Here is a 16,819-nt window from a genome sequence, read left to right as displayed (position 1 = left end):
GCTCAGTGGATAAGTATGCCGCTGTTGACGTCGATCACGGCACCCGTGACGTAGGCAGATAGATCGGAGGCTAGGAAGGTGTAGATACCGGCAACGTCTTCTGCCGTGCCGAGGCGATTGAGCGGAATGCCTTCCAGAATTTTCGCTCTCATTTCATCGTTCAGCTCGCCTGCCGTAATAACCGTGCCGATCAGGCCGGGCGTGACGCAGTTGACGCGAATCCCATCAGGGCCGAACTCCCGCGCCATCGCCTTGGCGAGGCCAAGGACCCCTGCTTTCGCAGCCGAGTAGTCTGGGCCGCCGAAAATGCCACCGCCGCGCTGGGCTGAGACGGACGACATGCATGCGATCGACCCGGACTTTCGTGCACGCATATGCGGGATCACCGCCTGCGACAGAAACAGGATACCCTTGAGATTGACGTCCTGAATTCGATCCCAATCGGCCGGCGAAATGTCCAGGAACTTGACCGGCTGGGTGATCCCGGCATTGTTGATCAGGATATCGATGCGTGCGAAGGTTTCGATTACGCGGGCGACTGCCTGTTCGCAGAACGATTTGTCGGCGACGTTGCACGCCAATCCAATGTGGGACTTTCCAAGCGATGCCGCAGCGTCCGCCGCGGCGCCGGCGTCGATATCCAGAATGGCCACCCGAGCGCCCTCGGCGGCGAATCGCCGGGCGGTTGCGAGCCCGAGCCCCGCGGCGAGGCCGCGCCCGAAATGATTGCCGTCTTGCCGCTGAGCAGCATCAATTGCTCCCGCAAATTGTTCTTCCTTGCTGGATTCAGGAATGACCTGCGGAGGCCGTCCGTACAAACGCACAGTTGTCACGGATCGATGAGTCTGGCTCACTTATCGGATGCTCTCGAAGATCCCGATATCCTCAATTCGTGCCTTTGAAGCCGCAGCCCGGACCGGATCGTTTCGCGATGCGGCGAATGAGCTTCATCTGACGCCGAGCGCCGTCAGTCACGCGATCCGCAAGCTGGAGGCCACGCTTCGGACCGTTCTGTTCGAGCGCAGTGCGCGCTCTGTGCGGCTCACGCCTGCCGGCGAAAATCTGATGCGTCACACCGGGGCGGCGTTCGATCAGCTCCGCCGCGGCCTTGAGGAAGTCGCCGCGCGTGGACCGCAACTGGTGCGCGTCCACTCCGCCCCAAGCTTTGCTGCGCAATGGCTGGCACCACGGCTCGCACAGTTTCTTGCTGCGCACCCGAAGCTCGAGGTTCGATTGGCCGCAAGCACGGATTATGCGCGCGTCAGCAACGATGATTTCGATATCGATACCGTCTACGGTCCGCCGCGCGCGGAAGGCGTCGAGATTGTTCCTCTACCAGAGGAGACGGTCACGCCGCTCTGCTCTCCCCCGCTCGCAAAATCGATAAGGAAGGCCGCTGATCTGCTCGATCAGACGCTCATCCGCTCAGACGTGAAGCAGGTGCAGTGGCATCAATGGTTCGCCGCGAACGGATTGGAAGCCCCCGCGCTCCACAGCATGAGGTTCGATCGGAGCTTTCTTGCGATTGCGACCGCTGCGGAGGGATTGGGAGTGGCGTTGGAATCAACCCTCCTGGCCGGGCGTGAACTGGCCAATGGGCGATTGGTTGCCCCATTGGCGGGACGTGCGAACGATATCAGTTACGCCGGTCACCGTCTCATCTATCCGCCCGGCAGCCGACAAAGATCGGCCGTACGAGCGTTTGCAGACTGGCTGCTGGCGCAACTCGACGGCGAACACGCCCGCTCCTCGCGATGAACTGCAGGTCTGGCTGGAGCTTGGTTCAGCAAACCTCTGCTTGGCGCCGAACAGCAACCTTCGCCGCCGGGGCGTCCGCGCCTGCGGAGAACCTCAGATCATGCATTCTTCATTAGTCTGGCAGCGAGCTATCGCTGATGCTCGCCGATCCATCTCTACAAGTTGATCATCGATGTAGCGCCTGAGCGCCGCAGCCGCGTTCAACATATAGACACGCATTGAGATCACTTCCCACACCTCACGGCTCGCGCGCGCCTGCAAACCGTTGCAAGAGGCGCTCGACGCCAGCAGGCGCGAGCCGATCGCAAGCCCGCGGATTCTGCTCGCAGGAGGCGACGGCGAGCGCATCTTCTGTCCAAGCGATGCAACAGTGAAGCTCGCTTGCCAGGTCGCGCGGCTCATCGACTGGTCGGCGACCCTGGAGGCCCTGGCAGAGCTGGGGGTCAGCAGGGGTGCTGGATCTCGATCAGGGACATGCGCTCGCCGAATTGATGCAGGCCTTACTTCCGGACGTCCGCTGCTACGCGGCCGATGGATTTCACACTTTCGATAGCCTTCGAAACTGGATAGCCTCTCAACAACGAAGATGCTCAGCCCCTTGATTCAACGAGGCGATCTTCCACGGCCCTCGGGCCGGCCTACCTACGTCATGGGAAGATGGTAGCTGACCGGCAAGGCCATCGCTGCTCGGGGGCTGGGATGTCAAAGCCGAGCGGTAAAGCGGTATGTGACGATTTCTTTCAATGACTCACACAGTTGGTCTATTCTGGACTTCAAAGTACGAACGGACAGGTAGACCAGAACGGCAATGGCAAGGCGCCGAAACATCATCGCAATTCCCTCGCTGGGCTCTCTCGAGAAGACCGCAGGCCGGCTCGGACAACAACTCACGCAGGTACTTCGCGAGGCGATATCAAACGGGATGTTGAAGCCGGGCGAACGGCTGCCGTCCAGTCGCGCCCTCGCTGCATCGCTCCAATTCGCGAGGGGTACGGTCATCGAGGCGTTTGGTCAGCTACATGCGGAAGGCTACCTCGAGGCGCGCGCCAGAGGCGGCACGATCGTCGCCAACGTCAACGGCAATAGCGAACTCGTGAGTCCAGCGCAGGCATTCATTGAGCCGCCGCGGATCGGCCCTGTGTTGCGGGAGAACGTCGCCCGTCTTGCAGAGGTCGCGCAAACTCTTCGGCCCCAAGGGACGATGCCATTTGCAATCGCTCATCCGGCAGGCGCGGTCGCTCCGGATGACAAGTGGCGCCGTCTCGGTAATCGCGTCCGAGCGCTGCGCGTGGCTGCCCCGTCGGGATACATCGAGCCGAAAGGATTGCTTGATTTGCGGCTCGCGATTACTGACTACGTTCGTAAGGCCCGTGGAGTGAAATGCGAGCCCGGCCAGGTTGTGATCACGGCAGGTACGCAGCAGGGTCTTTTTGTGGCTGCAACCGTTCTTCTTGCGGACGGAGACGCAGTATGGGCCGAAGACCCCGCCTATCCCGGTATTGTCGCGGTTCTCGGAAACTTCAACGTCCAGACCTCTCGGATTCCCGTCGACGCGCAGGGCATCGACGTCCACGAAGGCCTCGTCCGATGCCCGAAGGCTCGGGTCACGTTCGTTACGCCATCGCATCAATATCCGCTCGGCATGCCGATGAGCATGGCGAGACGCACGGCTCTGCTGTCCTGGGCCCGTCAAAACAATGCCTGGATTGTCGAGGACGATTACGACAGCGAACTTCGCTACGCGGGACATCCATTTCCGTCCCTGCAGGGACTCGATCCTACACGTGTCGTCTACCTCGGCACGATGAGCAAGGTGCTGTTTTCCTCCATGCGGATCGGATACGCCATCGTTCCCCTTCCGCTGGTGGATGCGTTCGCGGGCGCCCGTGCTCTTATTGACCGCCATTCTCCGACAGCCGATCAATATGTGCTCGCGCAATATATGCGCGAGGGCTATTTCGAAGCTCACATACGGCGCATCCGGGGCGCTTACGCAGAACGGCGCGCGGCCCTGATCTCCGCCATCGAGACGGAGCTGCCGTCCTGGATAGCGCTCCAACCAAGCGACCAAGGTATGCACCTGGTGCTTTGGCTTCCTGTCGGCCTCGACGACGTCAAGCTTGCCGAGCAAGCACACAAGGCCGGGCTGGTTGTGCGACCGATCTCGCCCATGTACCAAAATGCTCCTGCTCGGTTCGGTCTAATGCTCGGCTTCGGCGGCTTTTCGGTCGCGGAATTGCAGGCGGCCGCAGTCCGCCTGAAAGGTGTCCTTGAGGCATCGGTCCGCGCGAACAGAAAGGCCAAGCTGTCCAAGCGCCCGCGGATGGAAACTGCCAGATAATATCTGGATGGCCGCGCTCAGGTCTCTTTCGAGGCAATCGGCGCTCGCCGCGAACTTGAACATTGGGTTCGGGTGCTCCGCAGCGCGCCGGGAAAAACGCGCACTGATCTCCAGTTTTGAGTCCAACTACAGCTTTCGCCAGCGGGAAACGATCGTAGGGCAAATGACATTATCCATGCTTGGGCAGGGCCGCCGATGGGTTTGGCCCCGCCATACCCGAGGATCACAAGTAGGTCGTTGCGCCACGATTTCTCCGAGCATGTCGCTCCGTCGGATATGAATCAGGCCTCCTCCGCTTTGGCCACAGCGGCGGCCAGCATTGCATCGCCGATCACATCGTTGCCCTGGGCCTTGAGCGCGTTCCCTGCACCGAGAATGTCCCGGACCTCTTTATTCTGACTAAGCTTCGACTTGCCAACGAGTCGTGTGATCTCGATCTCGATTCCGACGATCATCTTCAGCATCAGGTCGATGTAGTCCTTGGGGCTGTCAGTCATCTTCCAAGGATCGGCCTGCTTGGCCTCATGGATGCGCGTCAGCCGCGCGACCATGCCACGAACGTAACGCTCATCGTCGCGGATCGTCACGCGTCCGTACACATGAGCCACCATATAGTTCCAGGACGGCACCTGCTTCTTGAACTCGACCTTGCTGGGATACCAGTTCGGCGCGATGTAGGCATCCCCGGCGCGGAATACGATCAGCACCTCGCTCCCCGTGGCGATATCCTGCCAAATGGGATTTGCGCGAGCCACATGTGAATGAAGCACGCCCTGCTGCCCTTCCTTCGCATGCAACTCGAAAGGTAGGTGATTTGCGTCGAGCCCGCTCTTCCCGTTGGTAAAGAGGATACCGAGAGGATTTTTGTTGATGAGATCGTGAAGCGCCTCGGGGCGCGACTCGGCGAAATGTGGGGGGACGTACATGCTAGCTCCCTGGCAATTGATGAATGCCGCGCACGCTGCTCGCAGCATCAACGGGATTTCGTTCAGACCTCGGTCATCTGGAATTCACTCTTGTCTGCGCCGCAATCGGGGCAGATCCACTCGTCGGGGACGTCTTCCCAGCGAGTGCCCGGCGGAATGCCCTCGTGCGGCCATCCCTCCCGCTCGCTGTAAACAACCCCGCAGAGCGCGCACATCCAGGTCTTGTAAACCGGTGCGCCGATCGCTGTTTCAGAGTGCAGGTGAGCGCTTTCATTGCTCATCTCGGTCGCCTATGCTGTGGAGCATTCATGACACCGATGTAGGCCAGAACTGGTTCCTTCCATAGAGCCAGTCTGCGGCATTCTTGCTGTACCAGATTGACGTCCTCTGGTTCTGGTCAAGGCCGTCAACCCCGGCAGCAGGAATATCTCTCAGAGAAGACGTGCATTCCTTCTTCGAGCAGCCGAAACTGGTCATCCGACTGTTGGACAGCCATGACCGCGAAGCCTTGGGTCGCTCAGTCACGCGCCACCGCTTTCGTCGGCGCAAAGGCCTGCGAGGCGTCGGCTGTGCATTCCATCTTCCGACAAGAGCGCAAATGAGCCAGAACCGTCCAGCGGCCGGCCGGCCGGGTTACAAATGGCTTTGTAGCGAGCCACACGGCCGCTGCAGTCCTGAGCTTTCTGCAATTGCACTCGGGCGTGAAACGGGTCTAGCCATCATGCACGAAGATTGGCACCACTAACGCCAGTTGAAACGATAATGGGTCGAGCGATGTTCAACTCGCATACGTTCTTTTTGTTCCTGGTGGTGGCATTGTTTGTGGTGGTCACGCCGGGCCAGGTTCTCTTCTATATTGTGGCCCGCACGCTTGCTGGCGGCAGAAGTGAAGGGCTCGCATCGAGCGTTGGCCTGGGTACCGGAGGGCTTGTCCACGTTTTCGGCGGCACCGTCGGTCTGTCTGCCCGTGTTGTCGCAAGCGCACAAGCGTTCACCTTCCTAAAGATCGCCAGAGGCCTATATCTCATCTGGCTCGGGATTAAGGCGTGGCGCGAGGCAAGCGTCGATCCGATAGAATTGCAGACGACAGATGCGCATTCTGCTTTTCGCCAGGGCATCGTCGTAGAGGCGCCCGACCCCAAGACAGCCGCATGCTTTCTCGTGTTCATCCCGCAACTCGTCGATCCATCTGGGAGTGTCAACATGCAGTTCATCGTCCTGGGCTCATTTCGCTCGCACTCAACACGAGCGTAGACCTGATTGTGACCTATTGGGGACAGAAGACGAGGGATGGCTTTGCATAAAGGCCCTCATTCTTCGTTCAGGCGCGACAGGCATCAGGCGCCATCATCTGCGGGCTGGGGCCAACGCTACTCTTCGCACGGCGCACGAGTTCACGCTGCCGAACTTAAGCGCTCGAATAGCGCGCAGAGTCTCCATTCGGCTACGAAGGACGCCTTGCCATCGGAGGTCCTTGCTTCACCGTGCAACGGGATCACGACCAGCGTCGATGCTGGTTCGACTTCGGCCGCGCTTTGGCCGTCCGGGCCGGCAGAACATGAAGGCACGCATCAACCGGCCGGGAGCAAGGCCCGCCACTGCAATCCAACGCGCTTGCCTCTGCTGCCTTTTCTTCTCATGCTGCTGGATCTGGGTACGTGATGAGGACCGAGTTCGTGTCCACGGCCTAGAAATCGTCATCCTTCCTCGTGCTCGAAACGAGGAGTGCAGCCGGGAACGGGTGAGCGATGGCCGCAACGCCCTCCTGCCGGATCTTCAAACATCAGGCATCACCCGCCCGATCCTGAGCACCGTCAGGGTCGTCATCGAGAGCGGCCTCCCATTTCTTGCGGATTAGCGAGAAGGCGTGACATCGCTGGGATTGCCGCTAGTGTTTCGGCAAGCGCATCGCCGCGATGCTTAGATCTGCGCTAACTCGAACCATGTTGCTTCTTAACAATCGCACTGACCACCGGGCGCCTTTGGATAGTGCGGATGCGAACATGCTGAGTCGCGAAGCTGCGTGCGAGGTGGAGCGGTTTCTTAGATATCGCAATGGCCACAAGGAAACAGCGCTGATTTCTTTGCCGGGCCTCGCCAACGAGATTGGCGTGGGCTCGGTCCAATCACCGACGAGGGTCACCGGCTCGGCCTTGGCAGTTTCAAGGCTTTGGGCGGCTCCTATGCCGTCATCCGGCCCGTCTTAGAAGCAGCAACTCCGCGCCTCGGCAGGGCTATTGACATCTCGGAGCTTCACGCACCTGAGGTGAAGGCCGTAGCACGGGGGATGACGGTATCCTGCGCCAACGGACGGCCATCATGGCAGGTTCGTAGCGCACGGCGCTCAGCTAGTGGGGGGCGAACTGCGCTATATTCATTCACTCGGGCGTCAGCGATCAGCGTAGCGCAGCAATCGTCCGACATGGCGCGCAGATGATCCGCGTCAGCGGCAACTACGATGACTCCGTTGCCGAAGCATCCCGAGTTGCCGCAGAGAACGGCTGGATCACGGTGTCTACACGTCGTGGCCGAGCTACGAGTGTATCCTGATCTGGTAATGCAGGGATATACCGCGCTCCTGACTGAAGCACTACGACAGTTGCCCGAACCTCCGACCCACGTCTTCGCCCAGTCAGGAGTCGGTGGACCTGCCGCAGCGGTCGCCGGACCTTTTTCGGTGTTGTTAGGTGATAGTCGCCCGTCCTTCACGGTTGTCGATCCATCGCGCGCCGCGTGCCTGTTTGAAAGCGCTCGAACCGGGCATCGCGTCAAGGTAGCTCATGGGCAGCCGACAGTGATGGCGATGCTCGAGTGCTACGAACCTTCGCTCGTCGCTTGGCGCATCCTTTCGCGCGCAGCCGACGCTTTTATGATTGTCGATGACGAGGAGGCCGTCGGGGTTATGAACTGTTTGGCCAATCCCCAGGACGGTGATCCGGCTATCGTTGCAGGCGAAAGTGGCGGGGTTGGTCTGGCAGGGTTGCTGAAAGTTGCTGCCGATTCGACCTCGCGCGCTTGATTGGTCTTGAACCTGACGCACGGGTCTTTCTCATCAATACCGAGGCGCGACGGATCCTGGCGCTTACAACAGCTCGTGGGTCAGTCTCTGTCGCAAGTGGTCAGGAGAAGCTTGGAGGCCTAGACGCTCATGATCCGCGGCCCGTTCGGTGAACTCGTGACGGGGACGAAAGCCCAAGAGAAGGCCAAGAACGAAGGCATCCAGCGATTGATCCTACGATTGAAATCCGCCGCAGATTTCTGCTTCCAACGAGGCCCGTACGCACGTTTTCGGCACAAAAGGCATGGCTTTGCCGTCTTGCCGCAAGAACAAGCGCTATGACTTTGGCGCTTTGCAGTCCAACCGCGTTCGCCTCATCGAATGATACAACAGCTTCATTTTCTTCTTGATTCGGCACACCGGCTATGAGCCGTTTCATAATTGCGATACAGCTCTTAGAGTAATCTGTCGATATGCGTGGACTCCTGATCGTTCTCACGGCTTTCGCGATCATATTGGCGGCACCCGGCCACCACCAAAGCGCGTTCGTGCCGCGCCCGACGGCGCCCATGCCACCCGTCAATGTGCCCTAACGCCACGAGGTCTGTCGGGTACGCGGTTGCCTGCGAGCGAACGCAGGGCAGATCGGGCCGGCAACAAGGGACTGCTAGGCTGATTTCGGCGCATTCTTCAGATAGACGACAGCGCGACGTCCCGCAGAGGTCAGCTCCCCCAGAGTCGTTTTTCCCGCCCGCACCGCTTGGATCAGTTGCTCAGCCACATACCGACGGCTCTCGTGGTCACCGCCATTCGGCAGTCCCGCACAGACCTGATCCAAGACCAGCCCATATTCGCTTGAACCTCTCCCGTAAATTCGCTCACGCTCCATCTCTCCTTTCGAGGGATAATGCGATAAGGCTAGTGCCCTCTATGCAGTCGGTATAGCGCACATTTGTCGAGCGGTTAAAAGCCTCTCGCGTGCAGAAGTGAATTCATGGTTTGACGCGGCTTGGTATCCTCGCAATTTGCGCGGCGCTTGCGTTCGAAACGATCGCGCCGCGTTCGAATCGTCTCATTGCGAGGAGGACGGAATCGTCCCGTACGGCTCGGATTTCCGGGCTCTCGCCAACCGCATTTCCCTGAGCGAGCCTCACGCGGGCGCTATGGTCCTCACATGGGCGGCCATGGCCCTCTGGTTCGGCGCGGGCGGCCGTTGCGCCGCAGTTCACGCGAGACTGTCGAATCAGCCCGCACCAGGCGACGTCGAATCTGTTGGATCGATTGGCCCTGCACCTTGAGAGGCGCGATCTCCTCGCGCTCTACCAATGAGAGCTATTGCCCCGAGACAGCTTTTGCCGAAGATCTGAACACGCTGGTGGCATGTCGCCCGCCTTTCGGAATAATCTGCTTCCGCGGTAGGTCGAGGGGGCGATCGGCAACATCTTGCAGATCGGCTCAACCCCACGCGCCGCACGATCATCCTCGATGCGATCATGGCTTGAACCAGCGGTCGAGCTCCGCCGTCGCAAAATAGGCGCTTGCCTTGCGCAGGATCTCGTTGGCTGGCGACGCTCGCGGTTCTTCCAGTCCGGAGCCTTGGTCTTCTCGGCCAGCTCGGTCGGAACGCCGGCCCGCTGCCCACCGTCGATCTCGACCTTCTTGACTCAGTCATGCAAGGTCTGCGCGTGCAGCCAATCTTGGCCGCAATGGAAGTCACCGTCGTCCAGCGCGACCTGTGCTCGTTGGCCTGATACAGAGCTATACGAACCCCTCGGGCTCGGGCCTCGGGTGAACATTTGTCGTCTTTGCTTGTCACGCCTCCACCTTCTCAAGACTTGGAGCCTCCGCCAAACCCGCGGCGGCGGTTCAGATGGGCGCTCAATCCTGCAAGCGCTCAAACGCTGACGGCACGATTTGAGTGAGTTGTGCTGTCAAGATGCTCTGGTCTACTCAGCTTCTGGCGGAGCGATCCGTTTGCAACCACGGAAGCACAAAACGAGGATGCCCGCCGGAACGCGGCGAACTGTCGCTCGATCTTGCTGGAAAAGTGCGCTCTGCCCCGAGACCAGCAGGAATTATCCGGCTCATTTGAATAACAATGCCGAGATTGGCCAGAAAGGGAAGCGGAGCGGCGATTGCCGATCTCTATTCCTCGCCGCAGAGGTCGTTCATGGGCAGTCATGATCTTGTCTCCAGCAGTTTCCTCGGGCTGACCGCAGCCGGATTTGCGCTACTCTGCTCGAGCCTGGTTGTCCTCGTCTTCACATGAAGTGAGCCCCCCTCGTATGGCCCGTCTGGTCATTCAGTTCATCGACTGGACGGACTGCTTCCCTAGACTTTGAAACGCTGGCCCGGCTCCAGCAGGCCGTGATGAGTATCGTAGCCGCCCGGCCGAAATCTCGACGCGATAGCGGCCCCTGCCCGCAACCTTCGAAACAACCGTAAGCCCGTCACGCAACGCCGGTGAACTTAGCTAGAGAACTGGTCTCCAGAAAGTCGTTCCCAACCGCCGGCTCTGAACGGCATGACAGTGTTGAAGGTCGGCCGCAGCCGAGACTAACCTGGGATCTGCACCGGCAGTGCGGAATAACCGTGCACAAAATTCGATTGAACTCGCTCCGGTTCGCCGACCACATTTACCTCCAAACATCGATTCAGCATCTCCTCCCACAGGATTTTCAGCTGCAGCTCGGCAAGGCGCCTACCCACACAGCGATGAATCCCAAATCCGAAAGAGAGATGTTGCCGTACATTTTCCCGATCGATGATGAAGCTGTTGGCTCTCGCAATGACCTCGTCATCTCGGTTGCCAGAGATGTACCACATCACAACTTTGTCGCCTCGCCTGATTCGCTTGTGGCCTATCGTGAAATCGTCCACAGCGGTCCGGCGCATGTGTGCAATGGGGGTTTGGTATCGTATAATCTCGGATACCGCGCCGGACACCAGCGAAGCATCATCCCGGAGTTTTCGCATTTCGGATGGATTTTGGCTCATGAACAAGACGCCCCCGGTAATTGAGTTGCGCGTAGTATCGTTACCTCCAACAATCAGCAGTATGAGGTTGCCCAGGAACTCGCGGGGCTCCATGTTTCGGGTCGCCGGTGAATGCGCCATCATCGAGATCAGGTCACCGCGCGGCTCACAATTGACCCGTTCGCTCCAAAGCCGCGTAAAATAGTCCAGGCACTCCGACAGCACCACCTTTCGCTTTTCCCAGCTGTCGATCTGGTCGCCCATTTGTGGAGTCAAGGCAGCTACGTCCGACCAGTAGGTCAGCAACCAGCGATCCTGAAATGGAAAATCGAACAGCGTGGCCAGCATTTGGGTCGTCAACTCGATCGAGACCCTGTCGACCCAGTTGAAGGTATCGTTGCGCGGCAAACCGTCCAAAATCTTCTGAACCCGCGAGCGGATCAAGCCTTCAAGATTTGCCAAGTTCTCCGATGCCGCTATCGGACTGATAGTCTTACGCTGCTGAGCATGGAGAGGAGGATTCATTTTAATAAAACTGGGGGTCCAATACTCCTCCGGCGGGTCGACTATTGTGACGCTTCGCTCTGATGAGAATGTTGTGTGATTTGAGTCCACGGCTATGATGTCGCGGTATTTTGTTATCGACCAATATGGTCCGTATGGGCTGTTTTCGCAATAATGGACGGGATCTTCCCTTCGCAGCCGCTCGAAATGAGGCCAAACGGTATCATCCTCGAAGCGCTTGGGCTCGCTTACATCAAGGCGACTCAGCGGGATGTCAGTGCTCTCGCAGGCGCTTTCTGTCGATAACGCTGTCATGATTGTCTCGCTGACATTGGCCTGCAATTTTGCTGGATCAGCTGAGTGCGCTGTCTAGAGTTCGCGGGGAAGCTTGCTCGAACACGACGAGCTTGGGCGATGCACTAACGATGTGTCACGCATGTTCATGGCTGGACTTCGCGCGAGCTCCGAAATCTGAAATCATGTTACGGACTTTGGTTCGGTCCCTGTCGAAGAATAATGGAAAGACGAGCGAAGCTCCCCTATCAGGATTGGGAGGCGCGCGGACATGCCCTTTGTGGTAGTCAACATCAAGCCGCAAGCACTCGCAGCTGTGGCACCCAGACGCTTGTCGTCATTTTCTCGAGCAGGCAGCCCCTTTGCCACTCGACCACTTACATTGCGCGAGGCGACGGACGTCCGAACTGGCAACAAAGTATCTTCCATGCGCTGGAATAGAAGAGAATTGGCACACCTGAAACAGCTCTGGTCCGAGGGACAGAGTGCCGCGCAGATCGCGGGTCATCTCGAGTGCAGTCGCAAGCCGTCTGCGGCAGGCTGACTCGGTTGGGTCTCACTCGAGGTCACAAGCCACCAACAGCAAAACTCAAGATTAGATCGGTCCCCAAGCGAGGGCCGACGTCGATGGCTGCCCGCCGCGGTCGCGTCCGAAAGAAGCTGCCGCAAAAGGCGCTAGAAACGCGGCCTCAGGAAATGAGCAAGCGGCATCTTTACGCAATCCTAGCTGAGGCGGTCAGGAATACCGTCTAGAGCTATCGGCGCCGCGATCTCCCGGGTCTAGGCCGCCGTAGTCGGCTCATTGGGGCTATTTGGTTTCGCGCGATTTGTGCCTATCCGACGAACAGTGGCGTCCAGTAGAACGTTCGCGGCAGGAGGGCTCGATCGTACATCAAGTCATCCAATCTCAAGAGGCCGGATGCGCTGAATTGGAGAGAAGAGAGCGTTCTGCTTATTGAGCCTCGTTTTCGGGTATGCGTTGTTGGGAAGCGCCCGGCGTCCTCGTTTGCGCCGGTGTTTGGAACTTTCGGCACAATGCCGCGCCCAACGCACTACACGAGCCCGGGTGAAGCCGCTTGATCCTCAACCACTTTCGATATCTGCGACCGACGTGTGGAGAGCTGGACTGGGACTGAACACTCGGCAAATCATCGAGGTACGACGTGTCAGGGGGTGAGCCCGGTGGTGCTCCGACTGTGATCGGACCTTCTGGGTTAGACGAAGGCGCGAGTTTCCTCGCCGGCTTCGATAGGTTTGAGCTGACGGCGGAGATGAAACGGAAGAAGGTGAAGCGGTGAGTACCAGATAGCTCCACTATTCGATCGCTCGCCTGTTCTCCCGAAAGAACCTCCGATAAAATCGCCTGTCGTCGGGCGGCGCCATGCTTAGCGTTGGAGCGGCTTGACGAGCTGCCCTCGCGAGATATTGCCTGACGTCGCTTAAAAGGTCGGCTCCTGCGGTGCGCAGATACACGAAAACGGCTACCCCCAACGTAGGTGCCTTGACGTCTGTGCAAAACCGGCGGCGCCTCTGAGGCGGCCGGCTGTTCAATTGCACCCATCCGTTCTCGCTCACCCACCCGGCTCATTTCCTCACGCCAGCTGCGCGAGAGCCGCCGATAGGAAACGTTTCGCTCGTAGCAATATTGCCGCCGAGTAACGGACGCATGAAAGGACTTCTTCTGCGAGGGATCCACGAAGACGCCCACCGACAATCCCTTCATTGGCGAATTTCACTACATACCGGGACGGAGCCAAGCGGACCCATTATTCCTGGACCGATGGGGAATACGCCACGCAGAATCAACTACCAACCTTGTCAGTTGATGGAGAATACGGGACCGTATCAATGTTGGTCATTGAACCTCGCACGAGTCAAATCGTGGAGAAGTTCGAGCTCTAGCAGCTTAAACGGCCCTGGTGGGCATCTCGTTGCCGAAGATCAAAGATTATCGAGGCGGACGAATTGGGGACCCCGCCGTGGCCGTGTTAATTCGAGTATCTCGCTTGCAGAACTTGTTCTCTGTGTCCGAGGGGAGCGGATTGTTATCCGACAGCGCGTTTCTTCGGCAGATCGGCCGTCACGCAAGCTCCCAATTGTCTAGCGACAGTCCCGATCGCCCTTGGCAAGCAAAGGGATGCAAGACAATTCGCTTGCGACGGAAAACTTCGTAAACATGGGATAACAATCCTTGCAGACCTCGATCTTAAGCACGTATTACGATGCTCGCCTTCCTTGGTACACCATCTATCCAACTGTAGCCCAGTTCTCCAAAGCAGTCGGCGGCGACGCCTGTGAGAGATGGCTGCAGCAGCTGCCGCTTGATCAATCGGTGTCGCTCTATTTCCACATTCCGTTCTGTCGATCGATATGCTGGTATTGTGGCTTCGCTCGAAGCATCACTCGCCGGCATTCTGCTATCCTCGACTTTTTGGGGGTTCTTCGTAGGGAGATCGATTTGGTCGCGGCGCAGGTTGCGCAACCGCTGCCTGTGAGCGACGTCCACTTCGGCGGTGGAACGCCGACCCTCATCGAGCCAACGGAATTCCGGCGGTTGATGGAGCTTCTGCGCCGCCGCTTTGCGATTTCGAACACGGCCGCCATTGCTGTTGAGATCGACCCGCGCACGTTCACGCTCGCCACATGCGAAGGATTGGCGGCTGCCGGCGTGAACCGCGCGAGCCTCGGCGTCCAGAGCTTCGATCCAATTGTCCAAAAAGCCATCAACCGGGTCCAGAGTGAGGCACAAACAGAGCGCGTTGTCCAGTCGCTGCGGCAGCATGGAATAATGCGCGTCAACTTCGACCTCATCTACGGGCTGCCAAATCAGACGGTGCAGTCCTGCGTTCAGACCGCGACAACGGCGCTGGCAATGCGACCAGACCGGCTTGCGGTGTTCGGCTACGCGCACGTTCCTTCCTTCAAGAAGAATCAGCGCCTGATCGACGAGGCAGCGCTGCCAGACAGCCATGCCCGTGCAGAACAAGCAGCCGCGATGGCCAATACACTGACTGCAGCGGGCTACCGCCAGATCGGACTCGACCATTTCGCCTTGCCGCACGATGAGCTCGCGCTGGCGCAGAAAGCCGGTCGCCTGCGGCGGAATTCACTCGGTTACTCGGCCGACACCTGCCATAAAGTGATCGGCTTCGGACCGTCGGCGATCGGCCGGCTTGGCGAGGGCTACGTCCAGAACGAAGTTACGGCGGGTTCCTACAGCGGCCAAATCAACGCCGGCCGTCTGGCGACGTCAAAGGGCTACTGTCTCAGCCTTGAAGACCGCGTCCGGGCCGCGATCATTGAGCGGCTAATGTGCGATTTCGAGGTGGACGTGCCGGCAATTTGCGTTGCTCATGGATTTGACCCGGTCGGTTTGCTCGGTTCAGGCGAACGCTTGGCAATGCTCGCTGACGATGGGATCGTCGAAATGGAAAAGGGATTCCTCCGCGTGAGGCCGGAGCATCGTTTTCTCACCCGGGCCGTGGCAGCCGCATTCGATTGTTTCTTCGCGCCCCCTCTGTTCAGACCAGCCAACGCAATGATTGGATGAAATGATCACGTTTTGCTGCACGCGCCAGGAAGCCTGAGGAATGCGGTCGCTCACCTGGCACACTCACAACCAGCTCCAAATCGATCAACGACGCCGTGCGAAGCTGTGGGGCGGAGAGCCGCCCTGACCGCGCCGCAAAGACAAGCTGGACGCACTACTGCCGGGAAATGGACGCCCCGACAACAACGCTCCTCGCTAAAAGCAGCATGACCATACATCTCGACAAGTTTCATAGCCACGGACCTCGATGGGGACGACGATTGGATGCGCGACGCAGCCAATCAACTGGAGATCGAGAACGGACCATCTTATGTCGTCGGAGATGATGACCGTTTAGCGACTTCCGTATCGAAAACCCTCATCGAGCCCGTCCGGGTGGACAAGGACATCTGACCCTTGGCTCCGCCGGTGGCCGCCGAAATCATGCGTGATACGGCGCAAAGGATATTCGAGCGCCACAACTACAACCAGATCCGGCGGGATCACCGTCTTCGAAAAGATCGTTCCCTGTAAGAGCTTCGCGCGACGTGGATCGAAGCGAGCGCCTAGAATTCGCCCGCCGACGCTGCGATATCGATCGGCCGTGAACGCCGGGGCTGTGGGTTCGAGCGACACATTAGCTACGATTCACGCAGCGACAGCCGACCTCCCGCTCAGTCAACTACCAAACCTAGCAATTGATGGAGACGACGGACACATGCCAGTCAGTGGCGGTGAAATTCGCTCGGGCCACATAAGAAGTCGCCGCGCGATATAGATTTCATCGATCAATGGAGCTGATGGATGTTTTGCCTCGTTGTCTCCAGGTATCAAACTGTCTCCAATCGTGCCCTCCATCTTCCCATGAGAGCCACTCGAGGGTTTGGGGCGGCGAGCTTACGGGCCGCCAAGGATGTTAGCCCCTTCTGCCTGCCTGTGCTTCATCCCATCGACCGAGCTGCGAGCGGCGTTTCTTGGATCGGGCGTGTTGTTCTGCGAGCTCCGCTATTGCCGCTGCTCTCTGTTGAAAACAATTTTTCTTCGTTTTGGCAGAGGGTTTGTCGCAAGGTCCCTGGCCTCCGTGTATCGGCCACCAATCTCTTGCTAGCGAACGCGCACACCGAGCAGCCCGCTAATGTCGACACCGTCCAGCAGAAGCTCGCCTTGATTAGCGATCGAGCGACTGGGTTGTTTTGCGCTGTGTACCCACACGTAGGCCAAGCGGCGCCGCTGTGGTGATAGCGCGCAAGGTTGAGCGGTCTCGCTGACATAGAGAGGCCGCCTGGTGTCAAGCGTCTCCCACCGCATTCAGGGACAGGATTTGACATCCGCTCTAGGCCGTCAGGTGGAAGTGCACTTTATTCAAATCGATGGGCGCGAAAATCACCATGCATCGTTGCGTTATAACGCCGCTATCCACGCAAGCATATCTGGCTGGCGTCGTTGCTTTCATGTCTGAACCAACTGCGAAGCCAGGAGGCCGTATTGTCCTT

General features: G+C 58.8%; 10 protein-coding genes, 3 pseudogenes and 1 other annotated feature. Of the genes and pseudogenes, 6 read left to right on the top strand and 7 right to left on the bottom strand.

Annotation, left to right across the window (positions count from 1 at the left end; translation table 11 throughout):
- Nucleotides 1-2: 2 nt before the first annotated feature.
- A pseudogene (locus BRA471DRAFT_RS07335) lies at nucleotides 3-751 on the bottom strand (SDR family NAD(P)-dependent oxidoreductase).
- Nucleotides 752-861: 110 nt separating this feature from the next.
- Here BRA471DRAFT_RS07335 and BRA471DRAFT_RS07330 point away from each other — a divergent pair.
- Nucleotides 862-1,758, top strand: coding sequence for a LysR substrate-binding domain-containing protein (locus BRA471DRAFT_RS07330; RefSeq protein WP_007605858.1), 897 nt, complete (start codon nucleotides 862-864; stop codon nucleotides 1,756-1,758).
- A gap of 93 nt (nucleotides 1,759-1,851) precedes the next feature.
- Here the strand turns inward: BRA471DRAFT_RS07330 and BRA471DRAFT_RS38030 are convergent, their stop codons facing one another.
- The gene (locus BRA471DRAFT_RS38030; RefSeq protein ID WP_157234003.1) at nucleotides 1,852-2,160 is read right to left on the bottom strand and encodes a hypothetical protein; all 309 of its coding nucleotides are present in this window, start codon (nucleotides 2,158-2,160) and stop codon (nucleotides 1,852-1,854) included.
- A 406-nt stretch (nucleotides 2,161-2,566) separates the two neighbouring features.
- On the opposite strand from BRA471DRAFT_RS38030, the gene BRA471DRAFT_RS07325 reads away from it, so the two are divergent.
- Nucleotides 2,567-4,099 carry a PLP-dependent aminotransferase family protein gene (locus BRA471DRAFT_RS07325; protein WP_007605856.1) on the top strand — a complete coding sequence of 511 codons (1,533 nt, stop codon included), beginning with the start codon at nucleotides 2,567-2,569 and terminating at the stop codon, nucleotides 4,097-4,099.
- A gap of 281 nt (nucleotides 4,100-4,380) precedes the next feature.
- Here BRA471DRAFT_RS07325 and BRA471DRAFT_RS07320 read toward each other — a convergent pair whose 3' ends face one another.
- Nucleotides 4,381-5,025: an FMN-binding negative transcriptional regulator gene (locus tag BRA471DRAFT_RS07320; protein ID WP_007605854.1), complete on the bottom strand. Its 645-nt coding sequence runs from the start codon at nucleotides 5,023-5,025 to the stop codon at nucleotides 4,381-4,383.
- A 62-nt stretch (nucleotides 5,026-5,087) separates the two neighbouring features.
- A complete protein-coding gene (locus BRA471DRAFT_RS07315; RefSeq protein WP_198287892.1) occupies nucleotides 5,088-5,240 on the bottom strand; it encodes a rubredoxin in 153 nt (50 codons plus the stop codon).
- Between the two features lie 559 nt (nucleotides 5,241-5,799).
- On the opposite strand from BRA471DRAFT_RS07315, the gene BRA471DRAFT_RS07310 reads away from it, so the two are divergent.
- Together BRA471DRAFT_RS07310 and BRA471DRAFT_RS07305 are read left to right on the top strand one after the other, a co-directional pair.
- Complete coding sequence (locus tag BRA471DRAFT_RS07310) at nucleotides 5,800-6,279, top strand: LysE family translocator (RefSeq protein ID WP_007605851.1); 480 nt, start codon at nucleotides 5,800-5,802, stop codon at nucleotides 6,277-6,279.
- Nucleotides 6,280-6,968: 689 nt separating this feature from the next.
- Nucleotides 6,969-8,167: pseudogene (locus BRA471DRAFT_RS07305) on the top strand (diaminopropionate ammonia-lyase).
- 1,026 nt (nucleotides 8,168-9,193) lie between these two features.
- Here BRA471DRAFT_RS07305 and BRA471DRAFT_RS39460 read toward each other — a convergent pair.
- The 3 genes and pseudogenes from BRA471DRAFT_RS39460 to BRA471DRAFT_RS07300 form a co-directional block, all read right to left on the bottom strand.
- A complete protein-coding gene (locus tag BRA471DRAFT_RS39460) occupies nucleotides 9,194-9,316 on the bottom strand; it encodes a helix-turn-helix domain-containing protein (RefSeq protein ID WP_231171140.1) in 123 nt (40 codons plus the stop codon).
- A 122-nt stretch (nucleotides 9,317-9,438) separates the two neighbouring features.
- Nucleotides 9,439-9,839: pseudogene (locus BRA471DRAFT_RS39455) on the bottom strand (IS3 family transposase); the annotation flags it as partial.
- Nucleotides 9,448-9,560, bottom strand: a sequence feature (AL1L pseudoknot). (Overlaps the previous pseudogene by 113 nt.)
- Nucleotides 9,840-10,579: 740 nt before the next feature.
- A complete protein-coding gene (locus BRA471DRAFT_RS07300) occupies nucleotides 10,580-11,818 on the bottom strand; it encodes a cytochrome P450 (RefSeq protein WP_007605848.1) in 1,239 nt (412 codons plus the stop codon).
- Nucleotides 11,819-13,988: 2,170 nt separating this feature from the next.
- Between BRA471DRAFT_RS07300 and hemN the strand changes: the two genes are divergently transcribed.
- On the top strand, nucleotides 13,989-15,347 hold the full coding sequence (gene hemN / locus BRA471DRAFT_RS07295; protein WP_007605841.1) for an oxygen-independent coproporphyrinogen III oxidase: 1,359 nt from the start codon (nucleotides 13,989-13,991) through the stop codon (nucleotides 15,345-15,347).
- 264 nt (nucleotides 15,348-15,611) lie between these two features.
- Nucleotides 15,612-15,740, top strand: coding sequence for a hypothetical protein (locus tag BRA471DRAFT_RS39950; protein WP_007605840.1), 129 nt, complete (start codon nucleotides 15,612-15,614; stop codon nucleotides 15,738-15,740).
- The last annotated feature ends 1,079 nt before the right edge of the window (nucleotides 15,741-16,819 follow it).

Source organism: Bradyrhizobium sp. WSM471 (assembly GCF_000244915.1).
Classification (GTDB): Bacteria; Pseudomonadota; Alphaproteobacteria; order Rhizobiales; family Xanthobacteraceae; genus Bradyrhizobium.
This window is presented reverse-complemented; position numbering and strand designations above follow the sequence as displayed.

Bases quoted from the DNA above. Each gene is read 5' to 3' on its own strand.
- BRA471DRAFT_RS07330 (WP_007605858.1), top strand. From the start codon at position 862: ATGCTCTCGAAGATCCCGATATCCTCAATTCGTGCCTTTGAAGCCGCA.
- BRA471DRAFT_RS39950 (WP_007605840.1), top strand. From the start codon at position 15,612: ATGCGCGACGCAGCCAATCAACTGGAGATCGAGAACGGACCATCTTAT.
- BRA471DRAFT_RS07310 (WP_007605851.1), top strand. From the start codon at position 5,800: ATGTTCAACTCGCATACGTTCTTTTTGTTCCTGGTGGTGGCATTGTTT.
- BRA471DRAFT_RS07325 (WP_007605856.1), top strand. From the start codon at position 2,567: ATGGCAAGGCGCCGAAACATCATCGCAATTCCCTCGCTGGGCTCTCTC.
- BRA471DRAFT_RS07320 (WP_007605854.1), bottom strand. From the start codon at position 5,025: ATGTACGTCCCCCCACATTTCGCCGAGTCGCGCCCCGAGGCGCTTCAC.
- BRA471DRAFT_RS38030 (WP_157234003.1), bottom strand. From the start codon at position 2,160: ATGAGCCGCGCGACCTGGCAAGCGAGCTTCACTGTTGCATCGCTTGGA.
- BRA471DRAFT_RS07315 (WP_198287892.1), bottom strand. From the start codon at position 5,240: ATGTGCGCGCTCTGCGGGGTTGTTTACAGCGAGCGGGAGGGATGGCCG.
- BRA471DRAFT_RS07300 (WP_007605848.1), bottom strand. From the start codon at position 11,818: ATGACAGCGTTATCGACAGAAAGCGCCTGCGAGAGCACTGACATCCCG.